We start from the raw sequence: 20205 nt of genomic DNA on the forward strand, positions 1-20205 counted from the left end.
CGTCGTGCGGTACTTCGCGAAAGATGAGGTCAAGCGGGCAGCTGCCCAGGACCGGATCGAAGTTGGAGAACCGATCTGGGTCGCGATGAAGACTGACGAGGTGACCCTCGAGCGTGACGACGGCTCGACGCACGAGTACAATCCGACGACTGTCGCGTTCCCGGGTGGTGCGTGATGGCGTCCAACTACGGGAACTCCGTCGGGTCTGCCCTGTCAGACTACACGCACCTGCGGACGCTGCCGGCGCTCCTGTCGGTCGTGTTTGTCCTCGCTGGACTCTATCAGTTCGGCGGTATCTCCGAGGTGATGCTGACGTGGATCGACTACACACTCACGTCTGAACACGCGACGTTCATCTCGTTGGCTGCGTTCGCAGCTGCGTTCGCCTCCTCGGAGACGAAGGCGCTCGACCACTACGAACAGTGGGAGCAGATCGCGATCGCTGCTGGTCCCATCCTGATCGGTGGCTACCAGTACGTCGACCAAATCGCCAACCTCGTGAACACGACGAGCAACCTCGGCCCGATCCTCGCGTTCATCGTGACGGTCGTGTCGTGGGGCGTCGCTGTTCGGTAAACAACCTCCGTACCTACGTTTATGACCAAAACCAATGACACAACGACTAGCGGTAACGCCTCGACAAGCACTGCTCCTGCTCTCGATGTGGGCTCTGATGGTCCTGCTCGGGAGCATGGTGATAGCCGGAGCCGCCGCACCTTTCTGAAAGGGATCGGTGCCGCGGGCGTCGCTGTGGCCGGTCTTTCGTCGACTGTCCAACCTGCTGCTGCTGTCGACTGGCAGGATGCTGCCATGACTGCGGGCACAACTGTCGTCGGTGGCCCTGTGGCCCTCGGCTGGATGCTCCGCGAAACGGAGATCATCGGTTCCGACCCTGTCCCTGAAGGGATGACTGCCGAGGCCTTAGAGAACCAGATCCATCAGGGTTCGATGACTCTTAAGAGCCGAACCGAGTCGACTCTTGTCGACAATCAAACGATAATCGATGGCCTCTCCCACACTCTCTACACCGAGGCGAAGAAGGCCGCCATCGATGAGTTCAATACGTACTCTGAGTCTGAGAAGAACGACCAGTCGACGAAGGACGCTGTTCTCGCTGCTGCTCAAGACGTTGTCGTTTCTCACGGGACGACCGTGGCTAACAACTTCCTCAAGTCGTGGAATGAGATGATATCTCAACTGAAATCCTACCGAGATGCTGCTGTCGATCATCCCGATTTGTCTGACCCTATCACTCTCTACAATTCTCTCGGAGACACGGATGATGGTCAAGCGCTTATGCCGGATGATTCGTCTGTCACGTTGCCGGATGGAACGACTGTAAATATGGCGTCGATGGGCCGTCCTTCTGAGGGCGACAATCTCGTTGACTCTGTGTATAAACCGATGGCCCGTGTCGAGACTTCTTTCGGAACAGTTGAGGACTTTGGCCACACTCTCGACTGGTGGGAGCGGTGGGATCAGCTAACCACGACCGTTTCAGACGTTGAGTCGTCCATCTCGACGTGGGTCGACTCCGTGTTCGAGCAGGTCGCGATCGGTCAACTCGACCTCGATGAACTGATCACCCCATCCCAACAGGCTTCGATGTTGGCGGAGGAAGAATCCGAGTCGCAGGCCATCGCTGATCTGGCTGCGCTCAATATCCCAGTCGATGTTGAGCGGCAGGCCACGATCTCCATCTCGTCGACTGGTGCTACTGTCCGCGGGATGCTCGGTCTGACAGATGACACTGATAGCCCGATCGAGACCGGTACCACCTACGATCCGTCGACGTTCTCCGGCTCTGTCTTCGTCACCATGGACGTGTCTCTGCTTGAAGGTGACTGGACAGGTTACGACGACGCGACTACTGCTGGCAACACCACCCTCACTGCTGAACCGTACGATGGGACCGCGCTTCAGGTCGAGACTGAAGCTGGAGAGACTTTCACCGCGAACGCCTCCGACTGGCAGTCTGGCCCTAACGGTACGTGGTACTACGATGCGTCCGGAAGCCTCGACGATCCCTCGTCTGGTGTGGCTTCGATCGACTACTTCGCAAACTCGACGACGGCTAACTACCAGACGATACAGATCGATTCGGAGTTCACAGTCGAGTCGTTCGAGAACACCGAGACCGGCGAGTCTGCGGACTCCGCGTCTTTCGAGTCGACCGAGCCACAGTCCGACTCGAACTACATCACTCAGGACGAGTGGGACTCGCTTGAGCAACAGAATCAGGAACTTATCGACAAGTACGAGGCGAGCCAAAACAACGGCGGCGGTCTCGACCTCTCCGCGCTCGATATGTTCGGCTTCCCCGGTGAAGTCGTCGCAGTCGTGATCGCGGGTACTGTTGGCTTCCTCACCCTGTCGAACTAACCACCATGCTTCCCCGATTTTTACTCATCGCTGTCGTGGTAGTGGCATCCCTGACCGGCGTCGCCGCCGCACAGGATGCCCCGAACGCGACGGCTGAAACATCGAACCAAACCGACGCCTGTAACGAGTACATCACCGAACACATCTCGCTGTGCTCGGCTGACTACGACGGCTCCGACGCCGTGATCGTCCTCGAGGCCGACCGCCGCGAGCGTATCACCGTCACGGAGGCCGTCGCCCTGACTGAATCCCGCGAACTCAACCGCCGGTCGTTCGTCGTCGACGGACGCACGACGATCCGGTTCGCTGTCGACCCCGCGAACGGTGCTGCTGGCGTCACGATCGACGACGGGGACACACTGTACGGTATCCCGCTCGAAACCTCCTCGAGCATCGTTGCCGGCCCGTTCACCGCCTCGGACGCACAAGCGTCCGGCCTCGGCGGCGCGCTCGGTGTCGCGCTGACGACGCTGTACATGGTCGCCCGTCGCGTCTACGGCCGCGTCGAAGAACCGGAGCGAATAGCATGACACAAGACCAACTCAACCCCGCGACCGCTGACGAACAGCCCGCCTACCTCGACCTGCTCGACTGGCTTCGGGCGCGCGCTCCGCAGCTCGTCGTCGTCGGGACCGTCGCGTCCGTCGCCGGTATCCTCCTCGGCTTCGACGTGGAGATACCGCGCTTCTGGTACATCGCCTTCGTCGCTGGCGTGATCGCGATACCGCTCGGACTGCTGACCGGCTCGAAGGTCGTAAGCTGGCTCTACAACCCCTCGTACGTGTGGCTGATCGACCTCGACGCCCGCGTGCTCGAGGGGGGCATCTACCGACTTCCGCCCGACGACTTCCGCGACCTCGAAGTCCTCGACGACGACGAGTTCATCAACTCGACGTACGACCTCACACAACTGTCGCCGAACCTCTACGTCGGCAAGAAGGTCGACCTCGAGGACATGACCGTCGTCGGCACGTGGCGCGGAACCCTCGACGATCGTGAACTGACTCGCGCGCTCCGAGCGGTCCACGAGTGTCGTGGACAGTTACAGGACGACGCGCAGCGAGGCTTCATCCTCGAAACCTCCGCGTTCGTAGTCGTCCGCCGGGCGACCCGGAACACAGTCAAGCGCATCGTCGACCTGTTCGAGGACGGCTCGCTGCCCGACTCGGGCGAGGGCATCGAGCGCGCCATCGACAAGGAACTCGAGGAGTTCGGTCTCGACGACGGCGGCGACGACCTGACGGACCTCGTCGACGACGAGGAGATCGACGATCTCGACCACAAGTCCGGGTTCGATTTCAACACGCCCGAGGACCCACCGACTGACCGGAACGGCCACCGCGAGAAAGCGGAGGTGTCGGCCGGTGACTGATGTCGACGAAGGGATGCTGACGGCGGCGAAGCTCGCCGAGCAGCTCGCCGGAAACATCGAAACCGAGCGGGACCTCGACCCGCGCGCCGGGGCGATCGCGCCGGGTGACGTGTCGGCGTCGGTGTTCCTGGACGGGCTCGACGAGGACGTTCAGGACTCCGAGCTGCTGTCGCTTGTCGACCGGACGCTTCAGTCCCGGCAGGCGTCCGAAGCGATCCGCTCGGGCAACTCGATGCTGCTCTCTCACCTGGTCGGGATCACCGAGCAGGACCTCGACGCGTCCGCGCTTCGGCTCCCGCTCCGGCTCGACGAGCTGATGACGAACAACGATGCGACCGCGTTCATCGGTGGTGCCGGGAACCCGAACACGGGAAAGACGAACCTGATGGCGTTGCTCGCCGAACTCCGGTCGGCCACCGTCGACGATCTCCTGATCGTCTCGAACTCGCGCACCTGGGACCGGACGGATATCGTCGTCACGAGCGCACACGACCTCGCGGTCACCTGTATCGAACACCGGGACCGGCCGAAGTTCGTGTTTATCGACGAGGGCTCGACCCACTTCGACGCGCGGACGCAGAGCTACGAGGTCGCGGCGCAGTTCTCTCCGCTCGCCAAACGGATGGCGAAGGTGAACGTCGACGTCTTCGGAACCGTGTTCCACACGGGGAAGGACTGCCACCCGGAGCTGAAGCGGCTGTTCACGACGGCGTACTTCAAACACTCGAAGAAGGAAGTCGACTTCTTTGGAAACTGGCCTGCTGACGCCGATAAGCCGACCGATCAGCTGTTCGGCGGGACCGTCGAGAACTTGGAACCCGCGGCCGCGGAACCTGACCCGAACGATGCCGCTCCGTGGAACTGGAACCTCGAACCCGACTTATTCAGCAAAGACCTCGACTGGCCCGATCTCCTAACTGAACTGCGCGATCGTGGACCAGCAACCTAACACCACGGTGTACAACTCACCCACTCACCCATCTTTTCAGTGGGCGACCGCCCGCGCGGCCCCTCCCTGCGGGGGGTCGCGCGGGCATCCTACCATGATCTCCCGTAGTGGCTCTGAATACGGATCAAAGATGTTTTATCGATCGTGCTTTCTATCAATGTTAATTACTTTCTGCTTTTTCTCATACCCTTCCAAATATGGGAGATCTTCGAATAGAAAGTAGTCTCCGTCCTCTGATTTAATCAAAACTGGGTTCTTTTCACCTATCTCTTTCCTTCCTGAAACTGTGACTTCTCCATTTTTTCCTTCTTCTACCTTCATTACGATAATAGGTGTGACCGTGTTATTCTCTCTCCTTACATGGATATGCTCTCCCTCACTAAGATCGTCGAAAATCTCTATCAATTCTTCCGAAGTAAGTATTTCAATCTCATCAGGAGGTCCAGGCTCTGTCTCAAACCTTGTAAGTCCTAGTGGGCTTTCAGCATAGCTAAACCTTTCAAATGGATTTCCTGGATGTTGTATCTCATCTCTATATAAATCATATTCTAACCCATGATGGAGAACATCATTGACATTTTTAATATTTTCTTCCACTGGGACCATCAGATCCGCAATATTCTTTGTTTCTGGTCTTCCATCTGGTGTATGATATTTCAGCGAAAGCTGTATACGGAAGGTCTTAACACCCAATTCTTCTAATGATTCGATAAATGATGTAATACTCCCAGTTATTACTGTATTTTCTGGAATATTTTTCCACTTTAACCCCACTGAGGCATTATAGGATTCAGAAAAATCATCTGGATTGATATAGACCTCACTGCCCTGAAACCAATTCTTTTGTTTACTATTAGATTTTGTTAATTCGGTTTCAACTATGTGTTCAATTATATGACTATGATCTACTTGTATATTTGTAACTAGAACGATGTTGTTTGCGACTCCATTCCCAATATTCGAAACCGAGATCTCCAAATTTCCTTGACTAATATCTTCTCTCCCGCCCCGATATCCTTCTATTACAAGATTTGGATCGTTATTAGCTTTCATTAACTTATGTTGATTCCTCTGTGTTTGATATTGGACAAAATAGAGGAAAACAAGTACCGATGTTAATATAACTGATATTGATCCTCTATTCATATTCAAAAATTCTCTGAATTCAGGAAACAGAACTACTGAAGCTAACATAATTGGAAAGATAAGAAAAATGATAATACTAATCTGATTGCTTCTAATGGACGGGAGTTGATCCATTAGATAACGCTATCTAACCAATTCTAATGAATGTTTGTGGGATCCGAACCAGTCTATCAGTACCAATTCATATTATTCTCTCAAATATTTCTTTCCTTCGTCAGTAATCCACCAGACTGGGCTGTTTCCTGCTTTCTTTTTGTTTATTAATCCCCTTTCTTCTAAAGAATACAATCTCTTTCTAATCCCGTTTAGGGAAAAATCAGTTTCACCTGCTAATTCACTTGTCGTCAGGACTGGATCTGAGCTGGATCTGAAGATCTTGAGAATCTCCTCATCGCTAATAGTCTCTTTTCTCCCGGCCATTACCCCCATTTTCGTCTCCTCCTACTAATTATCACCCTCCAATTCAATGTAACATTCAAACTAGTGTGAGCGTTACAACTAAGTCGATTCCGTGTAACTGGCCAGTTAACGGAATTGTCCACTTCAAAATGGACCTCGCTGCTGGGGCAGCAGGTCCGTGTGGGCTTCCGTGAACCAGCCACGAAAGCCATGTCAGCAAACACGGTCGGGGGTATTCAATCCCCCTACGACGGACGGGATCGCGCGACAACCAGCGACGGAGAACACTTTCACTTTCACTCCCCGCACAAGAATTTCGGTTTTTATACCCCGGCTCGTCGGCGTGACGTGATGCCCTCAAAGGAACTCGTTCGCATCGAGAACGAGCTCGACCGCTGGCGGTACGTCTGCCCTCTCGGTCATCGGACCTGGGAACCGACGAATCATCATTTCTGGTGTCAACACTGCGCGCGCCGGAATGATGTCGATGGCGCGTTTCACCGGCTCCGCGATCGGAAGACCGACGCACTTCTGCTTCGCCACCAGGTCCGACTCGTTACTGAGACCGGACCGTACGACGATGATCTCGACGGTGGTGCGCGATGAGCGCCCTCGCCGACCACTATCACATCTGTGGTGAGTGCGGGCTCAAGACGATCCACCACGTCCATTGCCACGAGTCTATCGGTGACCCGGTAGAGTTCTGGTGTCGTCACTGCGAGGAGGACGTTTCTGGAACCGTCGGGGGGTTCTTCGCGTGAGTGTCGATACTGATCTCTCCACCTGCCCGGTCTGCGACGCGTCGATCGAGCCGGACCCGCCGGACGGGTTCACCGAGTACGCCCGACAGGTCGCGGGCTACATCGACCACTTCACCGAGGAGCATCCCGACCACGAGCTGCTCGAGGTTCCGGAGGCCTACCTGTGAGCGACGATCTCGACCCGATCTCCCCGGTCGACGCGGTGGAGATGTTCCACGGTGCGATGGAGGACGAACACGCGGAGTCGACCAGGAGAAGCGAACGCTTTCGACTCCTCTCGTTCGTCCAGTTCTGTGACGAAGAGGGGATCGAGAACCTGAACGAACTCTCCGGTCGTGATCTCTTTCGATACCGGACCTGGCGTCGAGAAGGGGAAGGCGACGGGCGGGACCCGATCCGATTGGTTACGCTGAAAAGCCAGCTCGCCACGCTTCGCCGATTCCTGCGCTTCGCCGGGAACATCGACGCGGTCGACCCGGAGCTGTACGAGCGGCTGACCCTTCCCACGATGAAGAACGGGGAAGACGTCTCGGAGTCGACGCTGAAACCCGAGCGGGCGATCGAGATACTGGACTACCTCGAGCACGCGCAACCCGCATCCCGCGATCACCTGATCCTGCTCTTGATGTGGGAGACGGGCGCGCGGAGCGGTGCGATTCGCGGGCTCGACCTCGGTGACTGCGACCTCGATGGGACGCATCCGCGGTTCTCCGGCCCGGCGGTTCACTTCGTCCATCGTCCGGAGACCGGTACCCCGCTCAAGAATCACGAGGACGGAACTCGTTGGAACCGGATCAGCGAGAAAGCGGCTCGCTACATCGAGGACTACATCGAGTACCATCGGGACGACGTGATCGATGAGTACGACCGAAACCCGCTGTTGACGACGGAGTACGGTCGTCCGGCCGGGAACACGCTTCGGACCGCGTTGCATAGGGTGACCCGTCCCTGCTGGCGTGGGGAAGGCTGTCCCCACGATCGTGACATCGAGGGGTGCGAGTCGACCCATATCGACCACGCGAGCAAGTGCCCGTCGTCGCGGTCTCCCCACGACGTACGGAGCGGCCGGGTGACTTACTATCGACGAGAGGACGTCCCGCGGCGCATCGTCGAGGACCGACTGAACGCGAGTGAAGACATCCTGAGTCGCCACTACGATCGGCGGTCTGACCGTGAACAGGCAGAACAACGCAGCGACTTCCTCCCCGACCTATGAACTCGAAACTGTACGCGCAAAATCGCCCAGTGCTCAACCCCCATCGTGCTCGTCATCCGTAGAGACGAGGGTCGCCGCCTTCGAACCGGGTACCCCGGTGGTATTATGTTCACCCTCCCGACATCGCTCGTATGGACGACACTCGGGTCGCGATCGTGACGGCGGCGGGAAGCGGCATCGGGGAGGCCTGCGCTCGGCGACTGAGCGCCGACGGATACGTGCCGGTGTTGTTGTCGCCGTCGGGCAGCGCCGTCGACGTCGCGAACGACCTCGGCGGCGACGGCTTCGAAGGGTCGGTGACCGATCCCGACGACCTCGCGGCGCTCGTGGAGACGACCCACGAGCGGTACGGTCGCATCGACGCCGTGGTGAACAACACCGGGCATCCGCCCTCGGGCGATCTGATCGAGATCTCCGACGAGGAGTGGTACGAGGGGATGGACCTCGTGTTGATGAACACCGTTCGAATGGCTCGGCTCGTCACGCCGATCATGGAGGAACGGGGAGGCGGGGCGATCGTCAACGTCTCGACGTTCTCGGCGTTCGAGCCGTCGAGCGATTTCCCCGTGTCGTCGGTATTGCGGGCCGGTCTCGGGAGCTACACCAAGCTCTACGCCGACCGATACGCGGCGGACGGGATCCGCATGAACACGGTTCAGCCCGGATTCGTCGACAGCTACGACGTCGACGAGGAGACGAGAGCGAAGATCCCGATGGGGCGACCCGCACGGACCGAGGAGATCGCGGACGCGGTCGCGTACCTGCTCTCGGAGGAGTCGAGCTACGTCACCGGCCAGAACCTCCGCGTCGACGGCGGGATCACGTCGTCGATGTAGGCTTACGTCGTCGATGTAGGAGAACGAGTACGGCTCACGGGTCGTCGGCTTCGTGAGTCCTCGGTCGAAACGCGTCGTTACCGGCGCAGTGACCGTCTCTAAAGCCCCAGCCGCTCGTCCGTACGGAGTCGGAGACGTGATCACGGAGAACACATCCAAAGCCCCAGTCGCGAGGGCTCGGTGCGCTCGCTGTGGTCCTCGTCGCTCACTTCGTTCGCTCCTGCGGTCCTTACGTCGCGCGCCGTCGCCCTCGCGACTGCCCCTTTGAATCCCACCCGACTGCGACCGCCCCGCACCTCACGCCTCCCCAGCCTCGCGGCTCCTTTCAGTCGCCGCGTCCCTCGCGCGGGCTGGCTCGCGGTCGCCGAGGCGACCGCTCGCAGGCGCACGCCACCGCATCGATCTCGTGTCGGAACGGGGTCCGCGTCCGAAACGACTCAGTCGGCCGTCGAGGGCGTCCCGAGGTACTTCTCGTTGAACTCGTACTCGCCCTCGTCGTTCTCGACCAGGTACTCGCCGTAGTAGGGGACGCGGTTCTCGACGACCGCCTCGAACGTCTCGGCGATCTCCTCGCGGCTCATCTCGCCCATCGACCGGAGGTCGTCGTTGCGGTTGAGACAGCCCTTCAGGTAGCCCTCGTGGGTGACGCGGACGCGGCCGCAGTTGGCACAGAACTCCTCGTTCTCGACCGGGTCGACGATCTCCACCATCCCGCCGCCCTCGCCGGAGGCGTCCTCGCCGACGAAGTACCGCTTGCGGTCGTGCATCTCGCGGTGTTCGACCCGGTCCGCCTCCTCGGCGAGCCAGTCGTGGACGCGCCCGATGTCGACGTTCCATTCGGGCTTGCCGGTCAGCTCCGGCATGTACTCGATGAGCTGGAGCTGGAGCCCCTCGTTTTCGGCGACGTGATCGACCATCTCCTCGACGTAGCCCGCGGTGTGGGTGAACACCACCATGTTGAGCTTCACGGGGTCGAGCCCGGCGTCGACGGCGGCTCGGACGCCCTCGAGGACCTGCTCGTACGCGCCCGACTTCGTCACCTCGGCGAAGTCGTCGGGATCGAGCGCGTCCTGTGAGACGTTGACGCGGTCGAGACCGGCCGCCTTCAGGTCCTCGGCGCGTCCTGGGAGGAACGTCCCGTTCGTCGTCATCGACACCTCCATCGAGTCGGGCGTGCGCTCGATGATCTCCTCTAAGTCCTGCCGGAGCATGGGCTCGCCGCCGGTGAACTTCACCGAGTCGACGCCGTACCCCTCGACGACCTCCAGAAAGCGGACCACGTCGTCGGCGCTCATCTCGTCCGGGCTCGGCTCCATCGGTCCGCGCGTGTCGCCGAGGCCCTCGTTGTGACAGTAGATACAGTCGAAGTTACACCGGTCGGTGAGCGAGATCCGCACGCCCGTCACCTCCCGTCCGAAATCGTCCGCGAGCGGCTCGGCCATACCATGTGATACCCGCACGAACGTTTAAACATCCGGGTGGAGACGGCCGGAACGTAACTTCGAAGAGTTACGTCCACCCTATTCGGTTCCGGGAACCGGCGACGCGCGGGCACCCCATTCCTCGCCCGCGTACGCCATCTCCCAGAAAGCGAGTTCGAGCCGGGCGCTCGTCAGGAACGCCTCGCGCATCGCGTTCCGGTGCCCCGGATACGAGGCCGCGTACTCGTCGACGGTCTCGCGGAGCGAGGCGGTCTCCGCCCGGAAACCCTCGCTCGTGTACGTCTCGATGAACGGCGTGTACCGATGTTCCTCGTCGGCGAGTACCGCCATGTGGTCGGCCACGTCTAGATATCCCCGCATACACGGGAACAACGCCGCGACCGTGACCGGAACCGGTCGGTCGTAGGCGGTTCGAACGAGAAAGCTCGTGTACGCCTCACAGGTCGGCAGCTTCGTCGTCTCCTCGAGGTCAGTTTCACTGGTCCCGTACTCGGTCGCGAACGATCGGTGGAGGTCGAGCTCCTCGTTCAACACGGCGTCCGCGCCGCCGAGCAGCGTCGCCATCGCGGACTCTTCACGCGCCTTCGCGCCCGCGACCGCGTACGTTCTGGCGTATTCGAAGAGGTACAGGTAGTCCTGTTCGAGCCACCGGCGAAACGCCGCGTCCGCGAGGTCGCCGGCGGCCAACTCGCGAACGAACGGATGGTCGAGCTGTGCCGCCCAGATCGTCGATCCCGCGTTCAGGAGGTCATCCGTGAAGGCCATGGGATCGCCTCCCGCCGAGTGATTATAACTTTGTTGTATTACTAGGTGATTCTCACGGAATACGGACTCGGAGTCCGTCGGCGGCGACCCGAACGTCGCCGTCGAATCCCGCTTCCCGAACGCTCGCTTCCATCTCCGCCTCGCGGCCGCCGGTGTGTGGGTAGAGGTGTGAAAGCAGTAGCGTCCCGACGTCGACGTCCGAAAGCGACCGCCCGAGCGACGTGGGCGTCGGATGGTTCGAGACGTCGGTTCCGTCGGGAAACGAGCAGTCGTGGACGAGCACGTCGCTGCCGTCCGCGAACCGGGCGAGCCCCGCGAACGCCTCGGAGTCGCCGGACAGCGTGAGCGGCCCCTCGGCGGGCTCGCGCTCGCGGCTCGGCGGCGAGAACCGATACGCCAGACCCGACATCGAGTGACGCGTCTCGCGACCGACGACGTCGAACCCGCCCGCGGTGAACGCTCGCCCCGCCGGGACCTCCCGGATCGCGACATCGATCCGCCCGTCGAGGTAGTCGTGGACGTCCAACAGGCCGTCGATGAGCGCCTTGGTCCCGGTCGGGCCGACGACCTCCAGATGCTCCTCGCCGGCCAGCCACCGCGCCTTCACGAGCGGGAGCAGCGCGGCGACGTGGTCGAGGTGATGATGCGTGAGCAGGACGGTCGAGACGTCCTCGTATCCCGGGTCGGTGTCGGCGAGCCGATGGAGCACGCCGCTGCCGCAGTCGACGAGCAGCGACCTGTCGACATCGTCCCCGTGGTCCTTGAGGAGGTACCCCGCCTGGACTCGTTCGGGGACCGGCATCGCGCTTCCGCTGCCGAGGACGGTGAGTTCCATGCGGGACCCTGTTCCGCTGCGGGCAAGTAAGTTGAGGACCGCCGACGCCGTCGGCCGTGAAACCGACGGCCGGCCGCCGACAGCCGTGGAACCGACGGCCGAGCGTCGACGGCCGCGCCGACCGAGTGCTCGGCGGCGCTACTTGATCAGGAACACGGGAACCGTCGCGTCGTCGGTGACGCGGTCCGAGACGCTTCCGAGCGACCGGATCCGTTCGCGCGGCGACTTCCCCTCCGGGCTCATCACGATCACGTCGATCCCCTCCTCCTCGGCGTACGCGACGATCTCGGTGTCGGGCGTGCCGTGGCGCACCTGGGTCTCGACGTCGAGGCCGGCTTCTTCGACCCGCTCCGCGACGGCGGCGACGGCCGCGTCACCCTGTTCTTCGAGGTCGGTGACGACCTCGTCGTGGAGGTCGCCGGAACTCGCGTTCGCCACGCGACGGTCCACGACGTACAGCGCGTGGACGGTCGCGCCGTGGTCGCTCGCCAACGGGATCGCGTGATCGAGCGCGCGGTCGACCGCCTCGCTGCCGTCGGTCGGAACCAGGATGTGGTCGTACATGTTCGACGGTTCGCGCGGGACTGGGATAAGAATGGGGTCGGATCCTCATCGGACGAGGTTCCGTACGGGCTCCCGCGGGAGTTCACTCCGCGCGCCAGGAACCGCCGATCTCCGACCGCGTCGACGACTCCGCCTCGCCGCCCCGGAAGACGCTCACGCGACCGGTCTCCTCGCTCAGGGTGACCGTCGCGACGACCTCCGGACGGACCGACGTCTCGAGCGCGCTCATGTGTCGCGAGCCCATCCACGGTTCGTAGGCGATGTCGTCGGCGAGGTCGCCCTCGTCGCTTCCCGTCCCGAGGTCCCGGAACCGGACCATCTGCGACTCGATCTCGCCGTCGACCGCGACGACGACGCCGCCGTCTCCCTCGAGGGCCACCGTTTCCGTCGCCTCGACGAACGCGTGCTCGTCGAAGACGGACCGGCACCGGTCCCGCGGCCATCGGTTGTCACCCATGGGGTCCGCATACGACCCGTACTCCCGGTCGGCGACGACCGCGAAGTACAGTCCCGGCCCCTTCACGTGGGGTTCCTCCCAGCCGTCGAAATCGAGGCTCACGTGTTCCGCACAGAACCGCAGGCGGTCGATCAGTTCCCGAACGCGCTCGTGGGACCCGTACTCGATCGCGAGGCTACTCATCTCCCCTCCTTTCGCGACCCGCCTCGTCCGCGACGCTCGTCTCCATACTCGAACGACGGGCGCCCCGTATATAAGGGGTTTCGAGTCGGATCCGCGGTCGGCCGCACTCACTCCCCGGCGGACGACGGACGCAGGAGCCCGGCGTCGAACCGGTCGGTCTTGAGGAGGCCGAGGCCGAACGCGATCGCGACGAGCGCGGGGAGGGAGTTTCCGAACCAGACGTTGATCCCGCCCCAGAGGATCACGAAACTCACCATGTCGTCGAGCATGAACTCGCACGTCGCCAGCCGCTCGCGGACCGCGTCCGTCTCGAACGCCCGATCCAGCGTGACCACCGCGACGACCGCCGACAACACCCATCCCGCGTAGTTCGAGAGGGGAACGCCGTAGAACGCGCCGCCGCCGAACGTCCAGAAGCCGACGGCGACCGCGCCGGGATCCAACACCACGTCCATCGCGACCACGGTCGCGCTCACGGCGAGCAGTCGGATCCACCCGTTCGAGGCCCGTCCGCCGAGGAGCAGCAGACAGAGCAGGTAGGCGTTGACCACGAGCGGGATGAAGAACACCGGGAGCGCGAGCGGCACCCCGCCGAGCATCGGGCCGAGGTCGATCGCGTACTCGAAGCTCCCGTACGGCCAGCCCGTCCGGACCCCGACGCTCTCGATGGCGTAGGTGTACGCGACGAGGACGCCGAGCCAGCCGGCCGCTCGCCGGTCGAAGAGCGGGAGGGTCCCGGCCACGAGCGGGGACCGCATCACGCAGACGCCGAACAGCACGAACCAGGGATGGAAGGCGAACGGCTCGGGTATCCACCCCTCCGCGCTCCCGACGAGCGTGACCGCGCCGACCGCCGGAAAGAGCACGGCGATCGTGAAACGGTTCTCGCGGACGGTCCGGTCGAGCAGGGCCTCGGCACCCTGGCGGGTGTCCGGGAGGCGGTCTCGGAAGCTTCCCCCGTGAGAGCCGGATGCCGTCGCGGAGGAGCCGTCGTCGCTCATCCGATCGCCTCCCAGACGGGGGAGACCCGCCAGAGCCCGCCCATCGCGAGCAGGGTCCCGACGACGGTGTTGAGCGCGGGGAACCACCAGTAGGCGCGGTCGACGTCGACCGACGAGGTCGCGACCCACGTCACGAAGACGGGGTAGACGCCGAGCAGCACGCCGAGTCGAACGTCGACCGCGGCGAACGCGACCGCGGCGACGACCCAGCAGGCGAGACAGTACGCGTACGTCCGCGGCTCCCCGAGCAGCGTGGCGGTCGTCCGGATCCCCGCCTCGCGGTCGGGCTCGATGTCCGGGATCGCGGAGAACGTGTGCATCCCCATCGTCCATAGCCACGCGCCGGCGAGCGCCGCGATCGGCGGGCTCGACCCCGCGACCGTCGCGTACGCGGCGGCCCCGGGAAGGACGTAGAGCCCGTTCGAGGCCGAGTCCGCGAACGGGATCGTCTTGAACCGCAGGGGCGGCGCGCTGTACCCCGCGCCGAGGACGAAGAAGCCGGCGAGATACGGCCACGCGACCCGCGGCGTGAGCGCGAACGTTCCGACTCCGAGGGCGGCGGCGACGACCACCGCCAGCAGGGCGATCCGGTTTCCCCGCCACCGTGCCTCCCGGTCGTCCTTCTTGGGGTTGTGTTCGTCGACGTCCGCGTCGAAGACGTCGTTGACGCCGTAGAGGAAGACGTTCGCCGGAACGAGGAAGTAGCCCGCGAGCGCGACCGTCGTCGGCGTGAACAGCCCGCCGAGGTCGTCGATCCCGTAGGTGACGCCGACCGCGACCGGGCCGGCGAGGTAGAGCCAGAAGCGCGGCCGAGAGAGCACGAACAGGTAGCGGAGGTGGTCGACGGCGGACCGCTCCTCCTCGCTGTCGGGTCCGGTCACGGCGTCAGATCGTGTCCGCGACCCGTTCCGCGGTCAGTCCCCCGCTTATCAGACACATCGGGACGCCGATCCCGGGCGTCGTGGTCGCGCCGGTGAAATAGAGCCCGTCGACGGCCGAGGAACGGTGTGGCGGCCGGAACAGCGACGTCTGTCGGAGGGTGTGGGCGAGTCCAAGTGCGCTCCCGTCGTAGCTGTTGTACCGGTCCGCGAAGTCCGCGACGCAGAACGTCTCCTCGAAGACGATCCGGTCGCGAAGCTCCGTGCCGGTGTTCTCGGCGATGTCGTCGAGCACGAGATCGCGGTACTCGGCGCGCAGTTCCGGCGTGTCCTCCAGCCCGGGCGCGATCGGCACGAGCGCGAAGAGGTTGCTGTGACCGTCGGGGGCGACCGTCTCGTCCGTCTCCGAGGGGACACAGAGGTAGTAGGCGGGGTCGTCCGGCCAGGCGGGCTCGTCGAAGATCTGCGCGAAGTGCTCCTCCCACCGCGTCGGCAACACCAGGGTGTGGTGGGCCAGCTCCTCGACGTCGCCCTCGACGCCGAGATACAGGAGGAACGCCGAGGGCGCATACGTCCGCGACTCCCAGTACTCCTGGGTGTACTGGCGCTTCCGTTCGGGCAACAGCTCCTGTTCGGTGTGGGCGTAGTCCGCGTTCGAGACGACGACGTCGGCGAGGTAGCGGTCGCCGCCGGCGGTGTCGACCGCGAACGCGCCGTATCTCCCCTCGATGTCCGTCACCTCCGCGTCGGTGACGAACTCGACGCCGAGCTCCTCGGCGAGCTCGACGATCCCGTCGACGACCGCGCCGACCCCGCCGTCGGGGTAGTAGACGCCCATGTTGAAATCGACGTGGCTCATGAGGTTGTACAGCGCGGGCGTGTTCGTCGGCGACCCGCCGAGGAAGACCAGCGTGTACTGCATCAGCTGCTGGAGCTTGGGGTGGTCGAAGTACCCCTCGACGTGGCCCTGCATCTTGCCGAGCAGCGAGAGCCCCCACGAGTACCGGAGCACGTCGCGGTCGACGTAGTCGCGGAGGCGGGGGCGGTCCTCGTAGACGAAGTGTTCCATCCCGATCTCGTAGGTGCGTTCGGCATCCTCGAGGTACGCGTCCAGCGCGTCGCCCGCGCCGGGCTCGTACGCCTCGAACAGCTCGCGGTTGTGCGCCATGTCGGGAAGCACGTCGACCCGGTCGCCGTCCTTCCAGAACACGCGGTAGTGCGGGTCGAGGTGTGTGAGCGTATAGTACTCCTCCGGCGAGCGGTCGAAGTGCCCGAAGAAGCGCTCGAACACGTCGGGCATGAGGTACCACGACGGACCCATGTCGAAGCGGAACCCGTCGGCCTCGAGGCGGCTCGCGCGCCCGCCGAGCTGTTCGTTCTTCTCGAGGAGGGTGACCTCCGCGCCGGCGTCGGCGAGGTAACAGGCCGTCGAGAGGCCGCCGAACCCGCCGCCGATCACGACGACGGACTCGCCGGCCACGGCGTCGATGTCGGGGGCCGCGTCCATACTCGATCCTCGGACGGGATCCGTATAAATACCACCACGACGGCCGCGGTGGGTACGACTAAGTCGCCGACGGCCGTAGCTATCGTCGATGGATCAGACGGTCGCGATCACCGGGGCGACGAGCGGGATCGGGCGGGCAGTGGCGAGGGCGTTCGTCGACGCCGGCGCGTTCGTCGCCGTCTCCGGGCGGGACGGGGGCGCCGTCGACCGGACCGTCGCGGAGCTGAACGGGAACGCGGGGGACGGCGACGATGCCATCGGCGGCGACACGGAGGGAACCGCGTGGGGAGCCCGCGTCGACGTCCGCGACGAGTTCGACCTCGAGCGGTTCTTCGAGCGCGTCGCCCGCGAGTCCGGCCCCGTCGACGTCGTCCTCGCGAACGCGGCCGTCTTCCACGGTACGCCGGGAGGGTCGCCGACCGACGGGACCGCCTACCGCGAGTTCGACGACACCATGCGGACGAACGCCCGGGGCGTGTTCGCCACGATACGCGAGGCGATCCCGCACCTCGCCGAGGACGCTCGGGTGATCGTCCCCTCCGGCTCCGTCGCCCACGAATCGAAGGAAGGAATGGGCGCGTACGCGGTATCGAAGGCCGCGGCGGAGGCGGTCGCCCGCGGGTTCGCTGCCGACGTCGACGCGGCCGTCGGCGTCGTCGACCCCGGGCTCGTCGCCACCGACCTCACGGGGATGGAGCGCGCCCGCGACCCGGAGAGCGCCGCGCCGCTGTTCGTCTGGGCCGCGACCGACGCGTCCGCCGAGGACCTGAACGGCTCCCGCCTCGGGCTCCGCGAGTGGAAGGCGGCGACTCGGTAGCTCCCCGGTCCGGGCTCGAGTCCACGATGCCGGGCGCGTCCGGGATCAGATCTGCGACGCGCGGTCACGGACGCCGACCGCCGGCGGGTCCGTGGCCGTCGCCGCCACCGCGTCCATGAACGCGATCCGGTAGCTCCCCGGTCCGGGCGGGGTCGTCTCGGCGGCCCGCTCTCCGGCCAGCCCGTACGCCGTCGTCGCGACCAGTGCCGCCTCCGTCGCCGTCTCGATCGGCGCGTCCTCCTCGCGGGTCAGCGCCGCCACCGTCCCGAGCGTGCTCGCGAGCATACAGCCCGAGCCGACGAACGAGCCCATCCGCTCGTGTCCGACCGCCAGTTCGTAGGCGTCCCCGTCCGGGCCGGCGACGACGTCCGTCGGTCCGGACGCCACGACGACCGCGCCGGTCTCGGTCGCGAGCGCGACGGCGGCGTCGGCGACGTCCGACTCGTCGCCCACCGACTCGACGCCCCTGACCGTCGCCTCCTCCCCGGCGAGCCCCCGGACTTCCCCGGCGTTCCCCTTGATCACGTCGAACGCGACCGCGTCGAGCAGTCGACCGACCGACTCGACGCGGTGCGGGGTCGCGCCGTAGCCGACCGGGTCGAGCACCACCGGAACGTCCGCCTCGTTCGCCCGCCGTCCGGCGTCGATCATCGCGTCGACGTCGTCCCGGTCGGCCGTGCCGGTGTTCACCACGACCGCGTCGGCGCCGGCCGCCATGTCGCCCGCCTCGGCCGGCGCGTCGGCCATCACCGGGAGTCCGCCCCAGTGGAGGGTGACGTTCGCCGTCTCGCTCGTCGTCACGTCGTTCGTCAGGTGGTGGACGAGCGGGGCGGTCTCGCCGACCGCGGACAGCGTTCGACGGAGGAGGCCGGCGTCGAGCCCGGCGTCGAGGGTGGAAGTCGGGTCCCGCTCATCGGACATCGGCGATCACCTCCCGGAGCTCGGCGGTCGCGGTCTCCGGATCCGCGGCCGTCGTGACCGCGGAGACGACCGCGACGCCGGTCGCGCCCTCTTCGACGACGGCGGCCGCGTTGTCAGCGTCGATCCCGCCTATCCCCACCGCGGGGACGTCGACCGCGTCGGCGACCGTGGCGATCCGTTCGGTCCCGATCCCGTCGCGATCGCCGGAGACGTCCTTCGAGTCGGTGCCGTAGACGGCCCCGACGCCGAGGTAGTCCGCACCGGCGTCGACCGCCTCCGTCGCCTCCGCGACGGTCGACGCCGAGACGCCGACGATCGCCGACTCGCCGAGCTGCTCGCGGGCGACCGCGACCGGGAGGTCCGACTGTCCGAGGTGGACGCCGTCGGCGTCGACCGCCGCCGCGAGATCGACCCGGTCGTTGACGATCAGCGGGACGCCCGCGTCCGCAGTCATCTCACGAAGCCGGTGCCCGAGTCGGTACCGGCTCCGCGCGTCGGTTGCCTTCTCGCGGAGTTGGACGGCGTCGATGCCGCCGGCCAGCGCGTCGGCAACGATCGTTTCCGTGTCCCGTCCGGCGGAGTGTTCGGCCCCCGTCACGAGATAGGTCCGCCACGACGACGGGTCCGGCAGAGTATTCATCAGTTGTACGTTCCGGTGGTCAGTTCAAAACGGTTACGGAGAATCAAGGAGAAAGCCTCGCGCTTCAGCGCGGGGAGGACGTCAAGGGTGATCGATGGAAAACGAGAAGCGACGGAACAGAACGGAAGAGACGATGGTGGAGAGAGAATAATGAGAGACGATGACGGAGAGGACGGGAACCGGACGAAAGCGAAGAGCGGGCGGGGACCGCGACGGCCCTACTCGTCGGCCGCGACCGACTCGATGACCTCGACGCTGCCGGTGAGCTGGCGGTGGACGTACGGGATGTCGATCCCGGCCTCGTCGAACGCCTCCTTCACCGCGGTGACGTACTCCGAGCGCACGCGGACGAAGTCGCCGCGGTCGGGGTCGGCGATCCACCAGCGGGACTGGAGCCCCACGTCGGAGTCGCCGAGCTCGACGAGCCGAACCGACGGCGCGGGGTCGTCGAGGATCTCCTCGTGTGCCTCCGCCTTCTCGACGATGATCTCGGTCGCCCGTGCGATGTCGTCGTCGTAGCCGATGCCGAAGACGAACTTCTGACGGAGCGTCTCGTAGGCGACCGGGTTCGTCACCGCGTTGTTCGCGAGGTCGCCGTTCGGCACCGTGATACGCTCGTTGTCGAACGTTCGTACCCGCGAGACGCGCAGGTCGATGTCCTCGACGCGACCCGCGTTGCCGTCCCACTCGATCCAGTCGCCGACCTCGAACGGCTTGTCCTTGAGGATGAAGATCCCGGCGACGAAGTTGCCGAGCAGGTCCTGGGCCGCGAACCCTATCGCGAGCGCGATCGCGCCGCCGAAGACGGCGAACGCCGAGAGGAACGCGCCGTACCCCGCGAGCGTGAACCCGATCGCGATCGCCGCGACCCAGACGACCGCGTTCGCGACGCTCGACCCGAGGCTCTTGACCGCCTCGTCCAACCCCCGGGACTCGATCGTCCGCTCCACGCCGGGCACGAAGAGGACCTTCCCGAGCAACAACACGCCGACGAAGCCGGCGACGAACTTGAACACGGTGAATAAGAACACCGCGACCGTCGCCGCGATCCCCGTCAACCCGAACTGTAGTGGTACCATCGTTCACTCGTTCGGAGTGATATTTAAAGAAGCTACTGGCAGCGCAGTTGTTTAT

General features: G+C 64.0%; 24 protein-coding genes and 1 pseudogene. 11 read left to right on the forward strand and 14 right to left on the reverse strand.

Features of this window, described 5'->3' with window-relative positions:
• The first annotated feature begins 174 nt into the window (after window positions 1-174).
• The 6 genes and pseudogenes from OKW78_RS03830 to OKW78_RS03850 all read left to right on the forward strand — a co-directional run bounded on the left by OKW78_RS03830 (window position 175) and on the right by OKW78_RS03850 (window position 4703).
• Window positions 175-576, forward strand: coding sequence for a hypothetical protein (locus OKW78_RS03830; RefSeq protein WP_281193975.1), 402 nt, complete (start codon window positions 175-177; stop codon window positions 574-576).
• A 21-nt stretch (window positions 577-597) separates the two neighbouring features.
• Window positions 598-777: pseudogene (locus OKW78_RS16950) on the forward strand (twin-arginine translocation signal domain-containing protein); the annotation flags it as partial.
• A gap of 33 nt (window positions 778-810) precedes the next feature.
• Window positions 811-2382: a hypothetical protein gene (locus OKW78_RS03835; protein WP_281193976.1), complete on the forward strand. Its 1572-nt coding sequence runs from the start codon at window positions 811-813 to the stop codon at window positions 2380-2382.
• Between the two features lie 41 nt (window positions 2383-2423).
• Window positions 2424-2912: a hypothetical protein gene (locus OKW78_RS03840; protein ID WP_281193977.1), complete on the forward strand. Its 489-nt coding sequence runs from the start codon at window positions 2424-2426 to the stop codon at window positions 2910-2912.
• Window positions 2909-3754, forward strand: coding sequence for a hypothetical protein (locus OKW78_RS03845; RefSeq protein WP_281193978.1), 846 nt, complete (start codon window positions 2909-2911; stop codon window positions 3752-3754). The genes OKW78_RS03840 and OKW78_RS03845 overlap by 4 nt, the downstream gene beginning before the upstream one ends.
• Complete coding sequence (locus OKW78_RS03850; protein WP_281193979.1) at window positions 3747-4703, forward strand: hypothetical protein; 957 nt, start codon at window positions 3747-3749, stop codon at window positions 4701-4703. The genes OKW78_RS03845 and OKW78_RS03850 overlap by 8 nt, the downstream gene beginning before the upstream one ends.
• A gap of 135 nt (window positions 4704-4838) precedes the next feature.
• On the opposite strand, the gene OKW78_RS03855 is transcribed toward OKW78_RS03850, so the two are convergent.
• The 3 genes from OKW78_RS03855 to OKW78_RS03865 all read right to left on the reverse strand — a co-directional run bounded on the left by OKW78_RS03855 (window position 4839) and on the right by OKW78_RS03865 (window position 6791).
• Window positions 4839-5897 (reverse strand): hypothetical protein, encoded by a 1059-nt coding sequence (locus OKW78_RS03855; RefSeq protein ID WP_281193980.1) that lies wholly within the window; start codon window positions 5895-5897, stop codon window positions 4839-4841.
• Between the two features lie 138 nt (window positions 5898-6035).
• Window positions 6036-6269, reverse strand: coding sequence for a winged helix-turn-helix transcriptional regulator (locus tag OKW78_RS03860; RefSeq protein ID WP_281193981.1), 234 nt, complete (start codon window positions 6267-6269; stop codon window positions 6036-6038).
• A gap of 336 nt (window positions 6270-6605) precedes the next feature.
• Window positions 6606-6791, reverse strand: coding sequence for a hypothetical protein (locus OKW78_RS03865; protein WP_281193982.1), 186 nt, complete (start codon window positions 6789-6791; stop codon window positions 6606-6608).
• A 59-nt stretch (window positions 6792-6850) separates the two neighbouring features.
• Here OKW78_RS03865 and OKW78_RS03870 point away from each other — a divergent pair, with 59 nt between their 5' ends.
• From OKW78_RS03870 to OKW78_RS03885, 4 genes are all read left to right on the forward strand, one after another.
• Window positions 6851-7009, forward strand: coding sequence for a hypothetical protein (locus tag OKW78_RS03870; protein WP_281193983.1), 159 nt, complete (start codon window positions 6851-6853; stop codon window positions 7007-7009).
• On the forward strand, window positions 7006-7176 hold the full coding sequence (locus tag OKW78_RS03875) for a hypothetical protein (protein WP_281193984.1): 171 nt from the start codon (window positions 7006-7008) through the stop codon (window positions 7174-7176). Before OKW78_RS03870 ends, OKW78_RS03875 begins: the two co-directional genes overlap by 4 nt.
• Complete coding sequence (locus OKW78_RS03880; protein ID WP_281193985.1) at window positions 7173-8225, forward strand: site-specific integrase; 1053 nt, start codon at window positions 7173-7175, stop codon at window positions 8223-8225. Before OKW78_RS03875 ends, OKW78_RS03880 begins: the two co-directional genes overlap by 4 nt.
• 131 nt (window positions 8226-8356) lie before the next feature.
• The gene (locus tag OKW78_RS03885; RefSeq protein ID WP_281193986.1) at window positions 8357-9061 is read left to right on the forward strand and encodes an SDR family oxidoreductase; all 705 of its coding nucleotides are present in this window, start codon (window positions 8357-8359) and stop codon (window positions 9059-9061) included.
• Between the two features lie 437 nt (window positions 9062-9498).
• Here the strand turns inward: OKW78_RS03885 and moaA are convergent, their stop codons facing one another.
• The 8 genes from moaA to OKW78_RS03925 all read right to left on the reverse strand — a co-directional run bounded on the left by moaA (window position 9499) and on the right by OKW78_RS03925 (window position 16693).
• On the reverse strand, window positions 9499-10503 hold the full coding sequence (gene moaA / locus OKW78_RS03890) for a GTP 3',8-cyclase MoaA (RefSeq protein ID WP_122104981.1): 1005 nt from the start codon (window positions 10501-10503) through the stop codon (window positions 9499-9501).
• Window positions 10504-10581: 78 nt separating this feature from the next.
• A complete protein-coding gene (tenA, locus tag OKW78_RS03895) occupies window positions 10582-11268 on the reverse strand; it encodes a thiaminase II (protein ID WP_281193987.1) in 687 nt (228 codons plus the stop codon).
• Window positions 11269-11320: 52 nt separating this feature from the next.
• Window positions 11321-12103 (reverse strand): MBL fold metallo-hydrolase, encoded by a 783-nt coding sequence (locus tag OKW78_RS03900; protein ID WP_281193988.1) that lies wholly within the window; start codon window positions 12101-12103, stop codon window positions 11321-11323.
• A gap of 138 nt (window positions 12104-12241) precedes the next feature.
• Window positions 12242-12667, reverse strand: coding sequence for a universal stress protein (locus OKW78_RS03905; RefSeq protein WP_281193989.1), 426 nt, complete (start codon window positions 12665-12667; stop codon window positions 12242-12244).
• An 82-nt stretch (window positions 12668-12749) separates the two neighbouring features.
• Window positions 12750-13307 (reverse strand): diadenylate cyclase, encoded by a 558-nt coding sequence (locus OKW78_RS03910; protein ID WP_281193990.1) that lies wholly within the window; start codon window positions 13305-13307, stop codon window positions 12750-12752.
• 107 nt (window positions 13308-13414) lie between these two features.
• Window positions 13415-14308 carry a bisanhydrobacterioruberin hydratase gene (gene cruF, locus OKW78_RS03915; RefSeq protein WP_281193991.1) on the reverse strand — a complete coding sequence of 298 codons (894 nt, stop codon included), beginning with the start codon at window positions 14306-14308 and terminating at the stop codon, window positions 13415-13417.
• Window positions 14305-15189, reverse strand: a complete 885-nt coding sequence (locus OKW78_RS03920; protein WP_281193992.1) for a prenyltransferase — start codon at window positions 15187-15189, stop codon at window positions 14305-14307. The genes cruF and OKW78_RS03920 overlap by 4 nt, the downstream gene beginning before the upstream one ends.
• A 4-nt stretch (window positions 15190-15193) precedes the next feature.
• Complete coding sequence (locus OKW78_RS03925; protein ID WP_281193993.1) at window positions 15194-16693, reverse strand: NAD(P)/FAD-dependent oxidoreductase; 1500 nt, start codon at window positions 16691-16693, stop codon at window positions 15194-15196.
• An 88-nt stretch (window positions 16694-16781) separates the two neighbouring features.
• Between OKW78_RS03925 and OKW78_RS03930 the strand changes: the two genes are divergently transcribed.
• Entirely contained in the window at window positions 16782-17510 is a 729-nt protein-coding gene (locus OKW78_RS03930; RefSeq protein ID WP_281193994.1) for an SDR family oxidoreductase, read from the forward strand.
• A 45-nt stretch (window positions 17511-17555) separates the two neighbouring features.
• Here OKW78_RS03930 and thiM read toward each other — a convergent pair whose 3' ends face one another.
• From thiM to OKW78_RS03945, 3 genes are all read right to left on the reverse strand, one after another.
• Entirely contained in the window at window positions 17556-18431 is an 876-nt protein-coding gene (gene thiM / locus OKW78_RS03935) for a hydroxyethylthiazole kinase (protein ID WP_281193995.1), read from the reverse strand.
• Window positions 18421-19071 carry a thiamine phosphate synthase gene (thiE, locus tag OKW78_RS03940; protein WP_281193996.1) on the reverse strand — a complete coding sequence of 217 codons (651 nt, stop codon included), beginning with the start codon at window positions 19069-19071 and terminating at the stop codon, window positions 18421-18423. Before thiE ends, thiM begins: the two co-directional genes overlap by 11 nt.
• A gap of 218 nt (window positions 19072-19289) precedes the next feature.
• Window positions 19290-20150: a mechanosensitive ion channel family protein gene (locus OKW78_RS03945; protein ID WP_281193997.1), complete on the reverse strand. Its 861-nt coding sequence runs from the start codon at window positions 20148-20150 to the stop codon at window positions 19290-19292.
• Window positions 20151-20205: the final 55 nt, after the last annotated feature.

Origin of the sequence: Halorubrum sp. F4, from assembly GCF_027257195.1 — an archaeon.
In the GTDB taxonomy this organism is placed as follows: Archaea; Halobacteriota; Halobacteria; order Halobacteriales; family Haloferacaceae; genus Halorubrum.